The organism is Pedobacter steynii (assembly GCF_001721645.1).
In the GTDB taxonomy this organism is placed as follows: Bacteria; Bacteroidota; Bacteroidia; order Sphingobacteriales; family Sphingobacteriaceae; genus Pedobacter; species Pedobacter steynii_A.
On sequence record NZ_CP017141.1, the window covers coordinates 1,777,456 to 1,793,519 of the forward strand.

The window sequence follows — 16,064 nt, forward strand, 5'->3', positions numbered from 1 at the left end:
TGTTAGTGGATAAGACCGGTCAGGTAATTAAAAGTTGCAGCGCTGTTAAGTGTATTCATTTGTTTTTTATGTTCTTTAAACAGGCTAAATCCCTGAATGATCAGCGCAGCGACTGTAGGTAGGAGAATGAGGTAAAACAGGTTAAGGGAAAGGTCTGTAAATAGCTTAGGTAAATAGCTTTTAAAAGAGATTAGTGCAACAGAAATGAGTACTGTAGTCATTATAACTGCAATCGTGGTCATCCAGGGGAATGATGGTTTTGGGGGAGTGATGTGTTCAGCAACGAGTTCTGATACATCGAAATCAAAGACGGGCCTGGGGATTTCCGCTAGGCTTTTAAACAGTGTCTCATAACTGGTAGCTTTCGATCGGCACAGTTTGCAGATCTGCATGTGTTGTGAAACGGCTGGTTTAACATTATTGTTGTCAACGGCATATTGTTGCACTTCTGATTCTGATAAATGGATCATGACTATAACTCCTCTCTTTTATATCTGGATAAAATATTCTCTTTTAATTGCTTTCTCGCCCTGAAAAGGTAGCTCTTTACTGTTCCTTCAGGTAAAGAGGTGATTTCTGCAATTTCATGGTAGCTAAGGTCTTCCTGATGATATAAACTAATCATGGTTTTATAAATTGGGGTTAACTTATCCAGTTCTGCAGCCAAAATGCCGGAAAGATCTTTTCCCTGCATGATTTTTTCTGTTTCATTCCTTTCAGCTATGATTTCTTTTTGTTGAAATTTGTCGGACAGATCCCGATCTTCATCGTTGAAATTATCCATTAAAACCACCTTCTTTTTCTCGAGATATTGTAAGCATCTGTTGTAAGTAATCTGTCCGATCCAGGTAGAAAGTTTGGATTGAAATCTGAAGCCCGAAAGGTTTTTAAACACTTTCAGATAAACATCCTGCGCGATATCCTTACGATCGGCAGGGCTAATGATCATTTTGAAAACCATTTGGGAGACAAGACCTTCTGTATTCTTTATCAATATGCCAAAAGCATGCGTATCGCCATTTAGTATGTTTTCGACTAATTGGCGGTCTGTCTTGCTGCTTTCATTTGGATAGCTCATCTGCTGGATTAGATCGGCAAGTGCCCATTATGTTGCAGGAAATAAAAAATACTGATTTTTCCTGAAGGATTTTATAATTATTTATGGAAGGAACAAACTTTATGCATCTTTATCATATTATTACATCTAATCGTTAACCAATTATATATTGTGAACCCATAAATAGTTTTTATGAAAAAATCAGCATTTTATCTCGCACTTTTAACATTTCCGGTTCTTTTTAGCTGCAGTCAGGGAGGCTCTGAAAATACCTCATCTGCTGATACGGATTCGTTGCTTAGTCAGCAATGCTTTGTTGCTGTGGACAATGAAGACACCGCTAATTTAAATATAAAGACCTTGAGTAGCGGAAAAGTTTCCGGAGATCTCAGCATTAATTATAAAGATAAAGGTAAGAATGATGGTCAGGTTGTAGGAAAATTCAAGGGTGATACCCTGTTTGTAGATTATACTTTCAAGATTGGAACGGAAAACAAGACTATTTATAAAAATCCATTGGCTTTTCTGAAAAAAGACGGTAAGCTGATCCTGGGTGTTGGTCAGATTCAAACCACTTTAGGCAGGTCTTTCTTTGTAAAAGGAAAACCCATTTCTTTTGAGAAGGGCAGATTTACATTTGCTCCCGTAGCCTGTAAAAAATAAATTATAATTAACTTATTTATAGTGTTTTATGGTTTTGTTTGTCGCAAGGAAAATGAACGATTTGAATGTTTAATTAAGTCCTCGTTCATTTTGCAGATAAACCCTCATTCTGATTAAGTGAGCTGCTTTTTAGCATTCATATTAGAAAATTCATCTATTTTAGTAATATCCGGATATGACGTTAAGGTTCAGCTAATCAGTATCTTATTTTTATCGTTTAGCACATGGGGCGTATCCTGTAAAGCCTTAAATAGAGTAGGACCTTATATAAAATTATTCCTATCATGAAAAATTTAGAACTAAGAACCCTGGATGTACAAGAAATGAGCAAAGCCGAAATGACAACAGTTAAAGGTGGAGGGTTATTGGGGGATTTCCTTGCCGGTACATTAACTGTAGTTACGACAGCTGTAAGTAACGTTGTGAAAGACAATGCTGCTTAGGCTGTAAAGCAGGTCGGCACTGTTTTAAGTGCAATTTTTAGCCTTTAAAAATGCCTGGCAACCGTTATTTTAAATAACGGTTGTTTTTTATTTAAATCCCATCTTTATTATAGAAACTGTATGGTAATTTTATTGTATTTATAGAAATATAGTTTAATAACGATTATAAAATAGGCGCTATAGTAGAAGTGATTCAGTTCGTTGTCGTGTTTTGTATGTCCTGATATTGTATTCAATAATTGATGTCTTTTTAGGAAAACGTGAAAATAGAAGGTCTATTTGCATGAAAAAAAATGAATAAATTGAACAAATGGCTGTAAAATAGACCATAAATACAGAAAAAACGCGTATTTTGCTTTAAAGAACAGGTATTTTGACTTTTTATTCAGAAAATGCCTGCGCTCTTCCGAAACTACCCTCTTAATCTTTATTGATACTATCATTATATTCGTTTCAGCGTTTGGCCAACCTAGGCGTACCCTGAAAAGCCTTGAATAGAGTAAGGACCTAAAAAATTAAAATCCCTTATTATGAAAAATTTAGAATTAAAAAACCTTGGTGTTCAAGAAATGAATGTTACTGAAATGACAAAAGTTGAAGGTGGTGGTTTATTAGGAGATATCCTAACCGGCGTTGTTGGTTCTGTTGTTGGAACTGTAAATGCTATTGCTACTGACACTACAGCATTTTTAAACAAAACATTAACCAATGTTTTGAAATTTGTTTGGAGCCTATAAAAAGTTATAAATAACCATTGTTCTGAATTTCAGAACAATGGTTATTTTAATGCCTAAAACATGCCTCTATCTCCCTATTCTGCCGAAACGATCTCTACCACCTCAATTGTCTACCGCTCACAAATCAGCAAATCATCCCAACTTATTTATCAGGTTACCCTGTTGGTTGTATTGCTGACTTTTGCGGCACTTCCATTTATTAAGACACCCATCACGATTAAAGGAAATGGTGTTTTACAATCCTCTCTGGAAAAAACTGAATTAAGCATACCTGTGAATGGCCGGCTGGTTCAATACAGATTAACAGATAATAAAAAAATAAAACAAGGCGATACTATTTTGGTCATTGATGCCGGATTGCCAAAACAGCAAAGTGTACTGGTGCAGGGACGAGAAGGACAGCTTAGCCAGTTTCTTCAGGACATTAATATGCTTTTGTCTTTTGAAACTCTTGATAAAACCAATTCTCCGAGTTTACAAACGGGGCAATATAATGCTTCCTGGCAGCAATTTGTACAGGAACTTGAAAACGCGGGAATTGCAAAAATACAGGCCGCGAGTACATTTGCGCGATACAAAAAACTGTATGACAATAAAGTACTCACAGAGTCTGAGTATGAAAAATATAAATTTGAACTGGAACAAGCTAACTCGACCTATCAAATGGTCCGGGCAAAATATAAGACACAATGGCAAACCGAGGCCAATGGCTTTCGTAATGAATTAAGACAGCTTTCTGGTCAGCAGGCCGAATTGACAGAACAGAAAAAGCAATATGTATTGAGGGCGCCAATCGATGGTTCTGTTCAAAACCTGACCGGCGTACAAAAAGGCGCCTATGTATTTGCAAACCAGAAAATCGGAGAAATATCACCCGATGCAAGTTTAACCGCTTTCTGTTATATAAAACCATCAGATATCGGACTCATTAAGAAGGGACAGGAAGTCCGCTTTCAGGTAGATGCCTATAATTACAATCAATGGGGATCTGCATTGGGGACGGTGATTGATATCTCTGACGATATAATTATTGTAAATGGAAATCAGCCGGTATTTAAGGTGAGATGCAGTCTGAATCAGGATCATTTAATGCTGAAAAACGGGTATAAAGGTTATTTGAAAAAAGGGATGAATTTTACCGGCCGTTTCACGGTAACCAGCCGTAGTTTATATCAATTGTTGTATGATAAAGTCGATGATTGGGTGAATCCAAATGTAAGCGAAAAGACCTAAAGCTATGAGCACTAAAGTAAAACAAAGGGATATTACAGATTGCGGTGCAGCCTGTCTGGCTTCTATTGCATCACATTATAAACTTGATTTGCCCGTAGCAAAGATCAGGCAGTTTGCCGGCACTGATAAGAAAGGGACTAATGTTTTGGGGATGGTAGAGGCTGCTCAGAAATTAGGTTTTGAGGCTAAGGGTGTAAAGGGGCCTTTTGAAAGCCTATTTAAAATACCGAAACCAGCTGTAGCCCATCTGATCGTCAAAGATATTTTGCAGCACTATGTGGTAATTTACAAGGTGAGCAAAAAGTTCATCGATGTAATGGATCCTATAGATGGCCAGATGCACCGCCGTACACATGAGGAATTTAAAAAGGAATGGACGGGTGCATTGGTATTGCTATTGCCTTCGGAGGACTTCGAAACAGGAAATGAAAAAACATCAGTTTCCGGACGCTTCTGGAATCTGATCAGACCACATAAAAGCATTTTAGTTCAGGCCTTATTTGGGGCGGTTGTGTATACCATCCTGGGTTTGTCTACTTCTATTTTTGTACAGAAACTGGTAGATTTTGTGTTGGTGGATGGTAACCGGAATCTGCTTAACCTGATGAGCATTGCGATGGTCGTAATTCTGATCATCCAGCTGTTTGTAGGAATGACCAAAACGATTTTTACGCTGAAAACAGGTCAAATGATCGATTCTCAGTTGATATTGGGATACTATAAGCATTTGTTAAGGTTGCCTCAGCAATTTTTTGATACGATGCGTGTTGGGGAAATTATTTCCAGAATTAACGACGCTGTAAAAATAAGAGCCTTTTTAAATGATGTCAGCATCAACTTCCTGGTTAATATCTTCATTGTGGTTTTTTCATTTGCCATGATGTTCACTTATTACTGGAAGCTGGCTTTGTTGATGCTGGCGGTAATTCCTTTATATCTGTTGATTTACTTTGTCACAGATAAGCTGAATAAAAAAGCTCAGCGTTTATTGATGGAAGATTCTGCGGAACTGGAATCCCAGCTTGTAGAAAGTCTGAACTCAGTAGGTACAATTAAACGCTTCGGTCTGGAATCTTTTGCCAATGAAAAAACAGAAGTCCGTTTTGTGAAACTATTGAAAGATAGTTTTAAATCGAATATGAATTCTGTTTTCGCAGGGACATCTTCTGAGCTCACCTCTCGTTTATTAACGATTATCTTACTTTGGGTAGGGGCAGGTTATGTGATCGATAGTAAAATTACTCCCGGAGAGTTATTGTCATTTTACACGTTGATTGGCTATTTTACCGGACCTGTTTCTTCTTTGATTGGAATGAATAAAACTGTTCAGGATGCAGTAATCGCTGCGGACAGGTTATTTGAAATTATGGACCTGGAGCGTGAAAATGATGAAAATCAGATTGAACTAAGCCCGGATAAGATCGGAGATATTCATTTCGAAAATGTTTCTTTTCGTTACGGAACGCGGGTTTCGGTATTCGATGATCTTAATCTGATGATCCCAAAAGGCAAATTTACAGCTATAGTTGGGGAAAGCGGCTCGGGTAAATCCACGTTAATGTCAATCCTGCAGAATATTTATCCCATACAGGGAGGAAATGTACGGATTGGGAAATATGATCTGAAATATATAAAAACAGCATCCCTACGTCGTGTTGTATCTGTAGTGCCTCAGCAAATTGACTTGTTTGCAGGGAATGTAATTGAAAATATTGCGATAGGTGATTATGAGCCGGACATGCAAAAAATCATTGAAATTTCCACTCAGCTTGGATTGATTGGCTTCATTGAGTCATTACCAAGGGGGTTCCAGACTTACCTTGGAGAGAATGGCACTACTTTATCTGGCGGACAAAGGCAGAGAATTGCTATCGCAAGAGCGCTGTACAGAGATCCCGAAATTCTTATTTTAGATGAGGCAACTTCTTCGCTTGATTCGGCTTCCGAAAAGTATGTTCAAAGGATGATCGATATACTGAAATCAAAACATAAAACTGTAATTGTTATCGCGCACCGCCTGAGTACGCTGAGTAATGCAGATAAAATTATTGTGCTGGATAAAGGAGTTGTGGTAGAGCAGGGAAGTCATAAAGAGTTACGCTTTAGCCCAAATTCAGCTTATGCGAACCTGTGGAAACTCCAGCTACCGGAGGAGATCTGATTTGCTTTTATTAGAAGCGTTCTGCTTAATGAAAAATTACGTATAGGTCCATAGGAAGGGGCGCATCCTTTTGAGTTCATATACGTCTTTTTAAGGCGAATTAAGGGAGGTTTATATTTTGTTGACATTCCGTTATGTTTTTGGTGGATATGTGATGCCTGCTTCCTGAATTAACTCATAACCATATTTCATGATGGTTTCAATCACCGAAATGGCTCTTGATCCCTTATTGGTAATGGAATATTCTACTTTTGGTGGAACTATGGCATACACCCTGCGTTCAATCATACCGTTGCTTTCCAGTTCTCTAAGCTGGGTAGTCAGCATTTTATCCGTGATATGTGGAATGTCTTTTTTTAATTCCCCGTATCTAAGGATTTGATTCTGTAAGCGCCATAAGATGGGCATTTTCCAGGTTCCACCAATATGATTTAAAGCAAATTCAATCGGGGTATAGTAAAGTTTTTTGTCGTGAAAAAATTCAGGCATGATTTAATTGGTTGATAATAAGCATTCTTTCTAAAAAGTAAGTATCATACTTTAAGGTATGTATGGAATTATAAAGCTGTTGGTTCTACAAATTTGTATCAAAAATTTAGAACAACAGAAATATTTATGAAAAGAACACTTTATATCCTTGCTTTGGGAATCTTCGGTATTGCAACAACCGAATTCGGGGTCATTGGAATATTACCGCAGATTGCTGCCGCCTTTAAAGTAAGCATTGATCAGGCTGGCTGGTTACTAAGTGCTTTCGCCTTGATTATTGCAGTTTTTGGTCCGTTTATGATGATGCTTGTTTGCCGGTTCAATCGTAAGACAATAATGGTTCTGGTATTGGGAATATTTGCCGTCTCTAATGTGATTTCTGCGCTTGCAATCAATTTTAATATGCTGTTGTTTGCACGGATATTGCCGGCCTTTATGCATCCCGTATTTTGGTCTGTGAGCCTGACTATAGCGGCAGGATCGGTTTCCATAAAGGAATCCCCAAAGGCTGTTGGAATTGTTTTTGCAGGTTTCACAATTGCAAGTGTGCTGGGGATTCCTCTGGCTACGTTTGTAGCTGATTTATCCGGCTGGCAGGCTTCCTTTATCCTCTCTGCTTTTATCAATCTACTTTCTTTTTTAGGGCTGCTGATTTATTTACCGGATCTTCCTGCAACTGAAATAAGGCACTCGGATCGTCAGTATGAGGTTCTTCGTAAACCCATTTTGTGGATAAATCTTGTTCTGGCTTGTTTAATGATTGCGGCCATGTACGCTACTTATGGATACATGGCAGAGTATTTAAAGAGAGTGACAGCAATGACTGGTGCTCAAATTAGTTTAATGTTGTTTTTCTTCGGAATTAGTGGTGTTGGAGGAAATTGGCTGGCGGGTAAATACTTAAGCAGGAATAAGAACACGACTACATTTATATTTATTCTGTTGCTTGCTTTGGTACATGTTGTCATCTATTTTCTGGGAAATCATTTTATACTGATGGTCGGATTGATTTGTGTATGGGGTCTGGTCCATACTGGTGGTTTTCTGATCAGTAATGTTAACGTGACCAGCGTTGCTAATGAAACTCCGGAGTTTGTTAATAGCCTCTTTACTTCCTGCGGTAATTTAGCAGTGACAATTGGCTCGGTTTTGGGCGGCTGGATGATTACAAACAAGGGTGTCGGAGAGGTACCTTTAGCAAGCGTCATCCTGTTAATACTCTCTCTTGTTGTGTTTATTGTCAAAAGAATAAACATGCAATCATTTCCCTCTTCTGAAGTCTGAAGGAGTTTTATTGATGATTTTCTTGAAAATCTTATTGAAATAGGTTACGTTATTAAATCCGCATTCAAAACAAACCTGAGCAATAGTCTTGTCTTGCTGAAGGAAAAGACAGGCTTTTTGAATGCGGTACCTGTTCACAAATTCTGTAAAAGTGATGTGAGTTGTTTTCTTAAAATAATTGCAGAAGGAAGGGACCGAAATGCTGACCAGCTCTGCTACTGTTTCTATTTCAATCTCTTCATGGTAATAATGCTCCACATACGTGAAGATTTTTTGCAATCTTGACCTGTGCTTATCCACCAGGTCGGCGATAATTGCTTTCTCATTTAAGATCTGATAATCCTTACTATCTCCCATAATATGGAGCACCTGGAGGAAATTGATTGTTCTTTCAAAAGGGGACATCTCTTTCATTTTTATCAGGATATCTTTGACCTCCTCTTTAACAGCACCGTTGAATTTTATTCCGTGTTTTGATCGCTCTACAAGTGTAGCTATGGTTTGCATTTCCGGAAAATCAGAAATCCATTGCTGCATTACTTCCGGCCTGATCTGTATCACAATCTCCTCGTGTGGATCTCTGGCATTCAAACCAAATCCGGAGTGTGGTACATTGGATCCGATTAGCACCAGGTCCCCATCTTCATACATGCTGATATGAGAACCTACATGCCGCGTTCCTCCGCCTGAAATTACACAGACCAGTTCATATTCCGGATGATAATGATATTCCCATACAAACTCATGAATGGGTTGGTTCTGATAGAGGAAGCGTAGGGACGAAGCTTCGTCAGGTTTTACAATCTCAAAGTGAATTTTCATCCTTATTAAGGTAAGTTGTCCAAATATGATTAATTAAATATTAATATAGTTCAATAAATAATGAATAAAGGATAATTATTGCATTTATAAAAACTGGAATTTTATCATACCCAATGAGTTGCCTGCAGCTGGTCGGAATTACTAACCAAATATATTTATCCTTTTTAAACGCGGTTTAATGGAATTCTTGAAAATTAAGATCTCAGTGTTCATCAACTATTTGCTGTTCGGTATCATGTTAAATAGCGTCGGTACAGTGATTCTGCAGGCACAACGATATTATGGGGTTTCTGCTTCTTCTGCATCTGTTCTGGAAGCCTTTAAAGACATTACCATTGCAGTAGTCTCCTTTATTGTCGCTTCTTTTATTACGAGAATAGGCTACAAGAAATCCATGCAGATTGGTCTTGCTGCTGTTGCAATCGGCTGTTTTATCATTCCCTCTCTAAAAACATTTATTGCAGTTAAATTATTATTTGCCATTACCGGAGCTAGTTTTGCACTGATTAAAATTTCCGTATTCGGGACGATTGGCCTAATTACTAAAACTGAAAAAGCACACATCAGCCTGATGAGTTTTATTGAAAGCTTTTTCATGATTGGGATTTTATCCGGTTACTTCTTTTTCAGTTATTTTATTGATGATGCTGATGCAGCTTCCGGAAGATGGTTTACTGTCTATTACCTGATTGGAACATGCTACCTTTTTGCTTTGATATTACTGAGTATTTCTCCTTTGGATGAATCCGCAGCAAAACCAGAGCCGGGTTTAAAATTTAAGCAATCCTATACTGATATGCTCAGGTTACTCGTGTTGCCACTGGTTGTTTCCTTTGTGCTGTGTGCGTTTTTATACGTATTGATTGAACAAAGTATCATGAGCTGGTTACCGACATTCAATAATAAGGTCCTGCATCTTCCATCTTCAATAAGCGTGATGATGGCCGGAATTATGGCTAGTTCAACTGCTATAGGACGGTTTCTTGCAGGACTTGTCCTGAAAAGAATCTCCTGGTATAGCTGTCTTACCGTATGTCTTCTGGCTTCCGCAGGTCTGGTGCTGATTGCAATTCCCCTTGCTTCTAACACTAGTCAACAGGCTATCCGGATATGGGCGGATGTTCCATTTGCCGCATATATTTTTCCTTTGATCGGATTTTTTCTGGCCCCTATTTACCCCGCTATCAATTCTGTTATTCTGGGGGCTCTTCCAAAAAATCAACATGGGACAATGTCTGGATTGATAGTCGTATTTTCTGCATTGGGTGGATCCCTTGGATCTCTGATCACCGGATACATCTTTCAGCATTATGGTGGTGAAACGGCCTTTTACTTCTCCCTGGTTCCAATTGGGATGCTCGCAGTTGCGCTGTATCTCTTTCAGAAAATGAAACAAAAACACCTTCAAAGTGCAACCAGTTAACCGATTGTCAATATCCTATCCATAATTATATGTCGAGCCATTTATTTTATATTGAAGATTTACAGGAGCTATTTTCTGATGTTCAGCTAAAAAGGATCTTTGCTGATCAGAAGTTTTTTCCCGACTGTTTACCAAAGTTTGCTGCCACTGAAATTGTAGCAAAATACCGTATCCAGAAAAGCAAACCAGATTTTGACCTCCTGGCTTTTGTAAAAGCCAATTTCATATTGCCCCCCAATGAAGAAGATGGTATGGTTGCACAGGAGGATAATCCGGTGAGCCATATCCATCTTTTATGGGATAAACTGACCAGAAAAACGGAAGCTGAATTTAGCTCTCTGATTCAGCTCCCTCATCAATTTGTGGTTCCGGGAGGCAGGTTCCGGGAATTTTTTTACTGGGACAGTTATTTTACCATGTTAGGACTACAGGTATCCGGAAGAATCGACCTGATTGAAAATATGGTGGATAATTTTGCCTACCTGATCAGTGAGTTTGGTTTCATTCCAAATGGAAACAGGAGCTATTTCCTCAGTCGCTCGCAGCCTCCTTTCTTTTCTTTAATGGTGGAACTGCTGGCGGAGGAAAAAGGAGAGTCCTGTTACCTGAAATATCTATCTCAGTTAAAAATTGAGTATGCTTTCTGGATGGGTGGTGCCGAGGGGTTAAGTCTTTCTGAGCCAGCTTCGGCGCATGTGGTGATGATGCCTGATGGGGAATTGTTAAACCGCTTCTGGGATAAGGAAAATACACCGCGTCCGGAGGGATTCTATGAAGATCTGGAGATTTTTAATCATGCTGTTGAAGGAAGAGAAGACTTATATAGGAATATCAGGGCGGCCTGTGCATCCGGTTGGGATTTCTCCGGACGATGGTTTACAGATGGGCAGGACATCAGGACTATCAGGACAACAGATCTGATTCCTGCAGACCTCAATAGCTTGTTATGGCATCTGGAATTCACACTGGCTAAAAGTGCCAGACTGGCTAATGATGGCCTTGAAGCCGAAAATTATACAAAAAAGGCTACCCGGCGTCTTTTGGCCATTAGAAAATATTTATGGAATGAAGAGAAGGGGGGCTATTTTGATTATGACTTTAAAGGGAATGTCTCCTCTGAAGCATGGTCAGTTGCGATGGCTTTTCCCTTATTCTTCGGTCTTGCCAATGAAACTGAAGCAACGCGGGTTCTCCAACACCTTCAGGGTATTTTTCTAAAAGATGGGGGCTTGCTTACTACCCCAAATGTTACCGGACAACAGTGGGATGCTCCAAATGGATGGGCTCCTTTGCAATGGATCGGCTATAGGGCTGCACTGAATTATGGCGCCCTTTCACTTGCTTCAGGTATTGCAAAAAACTGGATAGGTACAGTTGAAAGGGTTTTTAGAACCACGGGAAAAATGATGGAAAAATACAATGTAACCGATACATCTCTTGCTGCGGGTGGGGGTGAATACCCCAATCAGAATGGATTTGGCTGGACCAATGGAGTGTATTTAAAAATGAAGATGAGTGAATAAAAATTAATAACACCGTACAAAACGAGCTTAACCTAACCATTTAAAAACCAAATTATGAAAAGATATCTATTATTTATTGTGGCCTGCTGTTTACTGAGCAGTGCAGAAACGTCCTATAGTAAAGAGCGGATGAAAGTTCTTAAATCTATAGAAACCTTAACTGGGATCGTCGTTGACAAAAGTGATCAGCCTATAGTAGGAGCTACGGTGGTGATCAAAGGAACCAGGACCGGAACGTCTACAGACCGTGATGGTAAATTTGCTTTAAATCTGACCCCTGATGCAAAAGTGTTGATCATTAGTGCGATTGGCTATAAAAGTGTAGAACAGCCGGTCTCGGCTTCTGGTACATTAAAAATTACACTTTTAGAGGATTTGATGGAACTGAATGCAGTAGTGGTAACGGGTTCTGTGAATCCTTTAAAGAAGATAGAATCCAGTGTTGCCATTACCAGCTTTAACAGCAAAACCATTCAGCAACTGGCTCCATCGAGTGCAGCCGATTTATTGAAACATGTACCCGGTTTTGTGGTAGAAACTTCCGGTGGTGAGGTGGGGAATAACTTGTTTTCAAGAGGGATTCCATCCGCAGGAGCCTATGAGTATGTACAGATTCAGGAAGATGGAATGCCTGTTTTTGAAGATGGGGCATTACAATTTGCAAATGCCGATAACTGGTTACGTGTAGATGAGACGATTTCACGTATGGAGGCACTTAGAGGGGGATCTGGTTCCATTTTTGCGACCAATGCTCCGGGAGGTATCATCAATTTTATTACCAAAACAGGAGGTAATGATTTTTCCGGAACAGCTAAAATGACAACAGGGACTTCTGGATTGTTCCGTACTGACCTGAATGTTGGAGGCGCTTTGATTCCCGACAGACTATTCTTTAACGTTGGCGGTTTCTACAGGACTGAAAACGGAGTTCGTAATCCCGGATTTAAAGGGAATGATGGTGGACAAGTTAAAATGAACTTAAAATACAACCTGGATAAGGGTTTTATCAAATTGTCTTACAAGAAGCTGAATGACAGGAACCTGTTTTTATTACCTATTCCATTGACCGATAAAAATAATCCTAAGGGAATAGATGGTTTCAATCCGAATACCGGTACCCTGACTTCAAGGAATTTCAGTCAGCTGGATGTTCCTCAATACGGCGGTGGCTATTTTAAAAGAAATCTGGAAGATGGGGTGCATCCGATTGTAGATGCTGTTGGTGCAGAATTTAAAACAGATTTAGGCGGCGGTTTTACGTTAAGCAACAATACCAGATATACTAAAATCAATTTGGAATATACAGCTATATTTCCTGGAGCTGAACCGCAAACTGCCGCTGACTTTGCCGCAGGATACAAAACAAGCAGTGGTGCCGATTTTCCGGTATTAAGTCCGGAATATACTAATGCCGGCACAGGAGCAGTTATGAATCCCGGACTAGTGGCTAAAGTTGGCTACTGGGCAATTGATAAACAAATGAAAAACTTTGCCAATAACCTGAGGTTTGATTATAAGAATGATAAAGTGGCTTTATCTTTAGGCTATTATTATTCCAATTGGACATCTAACCAGCAGTGGAACTGGAGCAACTTATTGGTGGAAGTTTCGGATAATCCTCAGTTGTTAAACCTTGTAGATAAATCCGTTCCTGAAGGTGGTAACAACCGTTCCAGAACCTATAATGGTGTAACTGACATTTCCTGGTTAACCAGGCAGGCACAAACAAAAGGAAACCTGAATGCCGTTTTTGGGAATGCGGAAATTAAAGCAACTGATCAATTGACATTTGATATAGGATTACGTTATGATATGGATCGTTATACGGGATATAAAGGTAATTCCAAATTTAACTCCCAGAATCTGGACAACAGTACTGCTTTCAATAATGATTTTGCAGGCACGACAGCCGATAATTCAATGACGACAACAGAGGGGCCGTATCAATACTGGGAATATGACGTAAACCGCCTGTCAGGAAGTGCGGCGGCTAGTTATAAATTCGCGGAGGATATGGCGGCTTATTTCCGGTACAGTAATGGATTCCGCTCCCCGATTGAGGAGGCTTATTTTGACAATGCAGATCGTCTTGATAAATTAAAGCCGACCATCATCAATCAATTTGAATTGGGTTATAAGTATCAAGCCAGGCAGTTTGCCCTTTTTGCAAATGCATTCTATATGGATCTGGATAACCTGGCTTTTACAGACATTCTGCTCAACGGAAAGTCGGAAAATAAGTTTGCGAAAGCCCGTAACTATGGAATAGAACTGGAAGGTCAGTTTACTGCGGGAGACTTTAGTTTAACTATAAATGCAACATTACAGGATCCAAAATTCAATGATTTCTCTGGTGAAGGAGTGAACAATAATGGAAATAGGGTGCGCAGAATTCCAGCTTTTTACGGTACCATCCGGCCAGCTTACAACCTGACAAAGAACCTGGCAATCTATGCAGAACTGAATCATTTTGGTAAGAAATATTCAGATAATGAAAATGTATTTGCCCTGCCGGCATTTGATGTACTAAATGCTGGGGTATCCCTAAAAGTTAAACGAATGCGCTTTGCTTTGGATGCTTCGAATTTAACCAATACAATCGGACTGACAGAAGGTAATCCAAGAGTAACGACTGCCCCTGGGTCTATTTATTATGCCAGGCCAATCCTGGGCAGATTTGCCAAGCTTTCTGCAGCATTCGATTTCTAAGATAAAATACCTGATTTGAAAAGGCTTAGCCTGGATTTTTTCCGGGCGGCCTTTTTTTATGTCCTATGCCTGTTCTGTTTGTTTTACTTCTTAAGCTGATCGATTCTCATGATAAAATCAGTATTACCTGATAATTGCAGCCCCTTTCTTAAGCTGTCTGTTTTTATATCGTAAAGCCAGATATAGTTGCCTTCTTTCGTAGAGTTGATGGAAATGTAGGCGATACCTCCGGAGACAATTATGGATGCCCTTCTGGTTCCTTTATCTAAAGGCAGTGCTAGTTTTTTTAATACTTTACCGGCGTAAAGATCCAGGAGATAAAATTCAAAATGAGCCGCGCTGTAATGATCGTTTAGCCCTTTGAACAAATCCTTTCTTTCAGTCCGGATAATAGCCTGGCCTCCTCCAAGGTACCATATTCCGTAAGCATGGTTGTTAATGACAGAGCCTGAAATGTTAAAGAAATATTTTTTGTCCAGCACATCTTCTCCGGTATTAATGCGAAATATTCCCGTCGGACGATCCGCCCGGTTTCCAAGTGCTATCCCGGGACAGGTCATAAAATAATAATTTCCCTTTTCATCATTGAAAGAATAGGGTTGTACCATATTCGTCCCTCCCGGATAGGTGGAACGTATATCTTTGTCAATCCTCCTGATCGTCATCTGTGGATAATTGAAGAGGGCAAGATAGGTGGTATCGCTGGTCGTGTAATCATAAGAACCTAGTTGTTGGTGATAAGTGTAACCCACAAAAAGTTGTTTTTTTCTCCGTTCAACAAATCCAGTTGATACAGAGGTGTACTTGCCTGAAGGACGAGGGATGGCAAGATCACCTATAGTAAGGACTTTCATGTCATCTGTCTTTATCAAAGCATACTTCACCTGAGTAAAGTCAGTGAGGTTAAGGCCGGTTAACAAAAGAGTGTCTTTGCTTATCCAATAATAATTGTCGACAGAGAAATTTTCTAATGGAGCAGAGGCAAGCTTTTTTAACTCAGTAGCTGCTACTTTATATTTTCTGAAAACAGCTTTTTTTCTGTTTAGAAGGTAGTAATAACCATCTCGTACAATGAGTTCACGATCGATCTCTTTTTCATTGATCTCATGGCCAGTTTTTTCAGGATATAATATTCCGCTATCTAGTGTGTTGGTCTCTAAAATATACTCTTTTGCATCTTTACCTAAGATATAGATACTATACTTTTTTTGTATTCCGGAGCCGGTGCCGGTCTGCTCTTCCTGACAGGCAATCAGGCAAGCCAGTAGTATAACTGAGGCGAATTGAAAAGCAATTTTTTTTGTTGATAAGTTCATCACTGCTGTAATAATAAGATCCGCGCGATGTGCTAAACTCATTGATCAATCGACTTTTCTGTATTGGTAGAAGATTCAGGAGCTTTATTTAAGCTTTCTTTACTGATTTTCATCTTTCGTTTTTGTTATGCAAACTTAGATAAAAAAAAATAACGTTTTCAATCCTGATGCATTCAAGGTATTGAATTTCCCTAAACGGATTAG

Annotated in this window: 14 protein-coding genes; 9 read left to right on the plus strand and 5 right to left on the minus strand. The window is 39.3% G+C overall.

The annotated features are described in order from the left end of the window. Positions 1-2: 2 nt before the first annotated feature. Both BFS30_RS07380 and BFS30_RS07385 read right to left on the minus strand, forming a co-directional pair. Positions 3-470 carry a hypothetical protein gene (locus BFS30_RS07380; protein WP_069378697.1) on the minus strand — a complete coding sequence of 156 codons (468 nt, stop codon included), beginning with the start codon at positions 468-470 and terminating at the stop codon, positions 3-5. Positions 471-472: 2 nt separating this feature from the next. Beyond that, positions 473-1,078, minus strand: a complete 606-nt coding sequence (locus BFS30_RS07385) for an RNA polymerase sigma factor (RefSeq protein WP_069378698.1) — start codon at positions 1,076-1,078, stop codon at positions 473-475. A 171-nt stretch (positions 1,079-1,249) separates the two neighbouring features. On the opposite strand from BFS30_RS07385, the gene BFS30_RS07390 reads away from it, so the two are divergent. The 5 genes from BFS30_RS07390 (at position 1,250) to BFS30_RS07405 (ending at position 6,294) form a co-directional block, all read left to right on the plus strand. Further along, a complete protein-coding gene (locus tag BFS30_RS07390) occupies positions 1,250-1,720 on the plus strand; it encodes a hypothetical protein (protein ID WP_069378699.1) in 471 nt (156 codons plus the stop codon). 284 nt (positions 1,721-2,004) lie between these two features. Beyond that, on the plus strand, positions 2,005-2,163 hold the full coding sequence (locus tag BFS30_RS27720; protein WP_157262888.1) for a hypothetical protein: 159 nt from the start codon (positions 2,005-2,007) through the stop codon (positions 2,161-2,163). A gap of 530 nt (positions 2,164-2,693) precedes the next feature. Further along, positions 2,694-2,900: a hypothetical protein gene (locus tag BFS30_RS07395; protein ID WP_069378700.1), complete on the plus strand. Its 207-nt coding sequence runs from the start codon at positions 2,694-2,696 to the stop codon at positions 2,898-2,900. Between the two features lie 60 nt (positions 2,901-2,960). Beyond that, positions 2,961-4,133 (plus strand): HlyD family secretion protein, encoded by a 1,173-nt coding sequence (locus tag BFS30_RS07400; RefSeq protein WP_069378701.1) that lies wholly within the window; start codon positions 2,961-2,963, stop codon positions 4,131-4,133. Positions 4,134-4,137: 4 nt separating this feature from the next. Then, positions 4,138-6,294, plus strand: coding sequence for a peptidase domain-containing ABC transporter (locus tag BFS30_RS07405; protein WP_069378702.1), 2,157 nt, complete (start codon positions 4,138-4,140; stop codon positions 6,292-6,294). Positions 6,295-6,426: 132 nt separating this feature from the next. Here the strand turns inward: BFS30_RS07405 and BFS30_RS07410 are convergent, their stop codons facing one another. Continuing rightward, the gene (locus BFS30_RS07410; protein WP_069378703.1) at positions 6,427-6,783 is read right to left on the minus strand and encodes a winged helix-turn-helix transcriptional regulator; all 357 of its coding nucleotides are present in this window, start codon (positions 6,781-6,783) and stop codon (positions 6,427-6,429) included. A gap of 126 nt (positions 6,784-6,909) precedes the next feature. Between BFS30_RS07410 and BFS30_RS07415 the strand changes: the two genes are divergently transcribed. Then, entirely contained in the window at positions 6,910-8,067 is a 1,158-nt protein-coding gene (locus BFS30_RS07415) for an MFS transporter (protein WP_069378704.1), read from the plus strand. On the opposite strand, the gene BFS30_RS07420 is transcribed toward BFS30_RS07415, so the two are convergent. After that, positions 8,044-8,889 carry an AraC family transcriptional regulator gene (locus BFS30_RS07420; protein WP_069378705.1) on the minus strand — a complete coding sequence of 282 codons (846 nt, stop codon included), beginning with the start codon at positions 8,887-8,889 and terminating at the stop codon, positions 8,044-8,046. The genes BFS30_RS07415 and BFS30_RS07420 overlap by 24 nt on opposite strands. 178 nt (positions 8,890-9,067) lie before the next feature. Here BFS30_RS07420 and BFS30_RS07425 point away from each other — a divergent pair, with 178 nt between their 5' ends. From BFS30_RS07425 to BFS30_RS07435, 3 genes are read left to right on the plus strand one after another with little or no spacing between them, the layout of a single operon-like run. Beyond that, positions 9,068-10,312 carry an MFS transporter gene (locus BFS30_RS07425; protein WP_069378706.1) on the plus strand — a complete coding sequence of 415 codons (1,245 nt, stop codon included), beginning with the start codon at positions 9,068-9,070 and terminating at the stop codon, positions 10,310-10,312. 29 nt (positions 10,313-10,341) lie between these two features. Beyond that, the gene (treF, locus tag BFS30_RS07430; protein ID WP_069378707.1) at positions 10,342-11,835 is read left to right on the plus strand and encodes an alpha,alpha-trehalase TreF; all 1,494 of its coding nucleotides are present in this window, start codon (positions 10,342-10,344) and stop codon (positions 11,833-11,835) included. A gap of 54 nt (positions 11,836-11,889) precedes the next feature. Beyond that, positions 11,890-14,544 carry a TonB-dependent receptor gene (locus BFS30_RS07435; RefSeq protein WP_208603039.1) on the plus strand — a complete coding sequence of 885 codons (2,655 nt, stop codon included), beginning with the start codon at positions 11,890-11,892 and terminating at the stop codon, positions 14,542-14,544. An 83-nt stretch (positions 14,545-14,627) separates the two neighbouring features. Here the strand turns inward: BFS30_RS07435 and BFS30_RS07440 are convergent, their stop codons facing one another. Continuing rightward, complete coding sequence (locus BFS30_RS07440; RefSeq protein WP_069378708.1) at positions 14,628-15,902, minus strand: DUF4374 domain-containing protein; 1,275 nt, start codon at positions 15,900-15,902, stop codon at positions 14,628-14,630. Between the last annotated feature and the right edge of the window lie 162 nt (positions 15,903-16,064).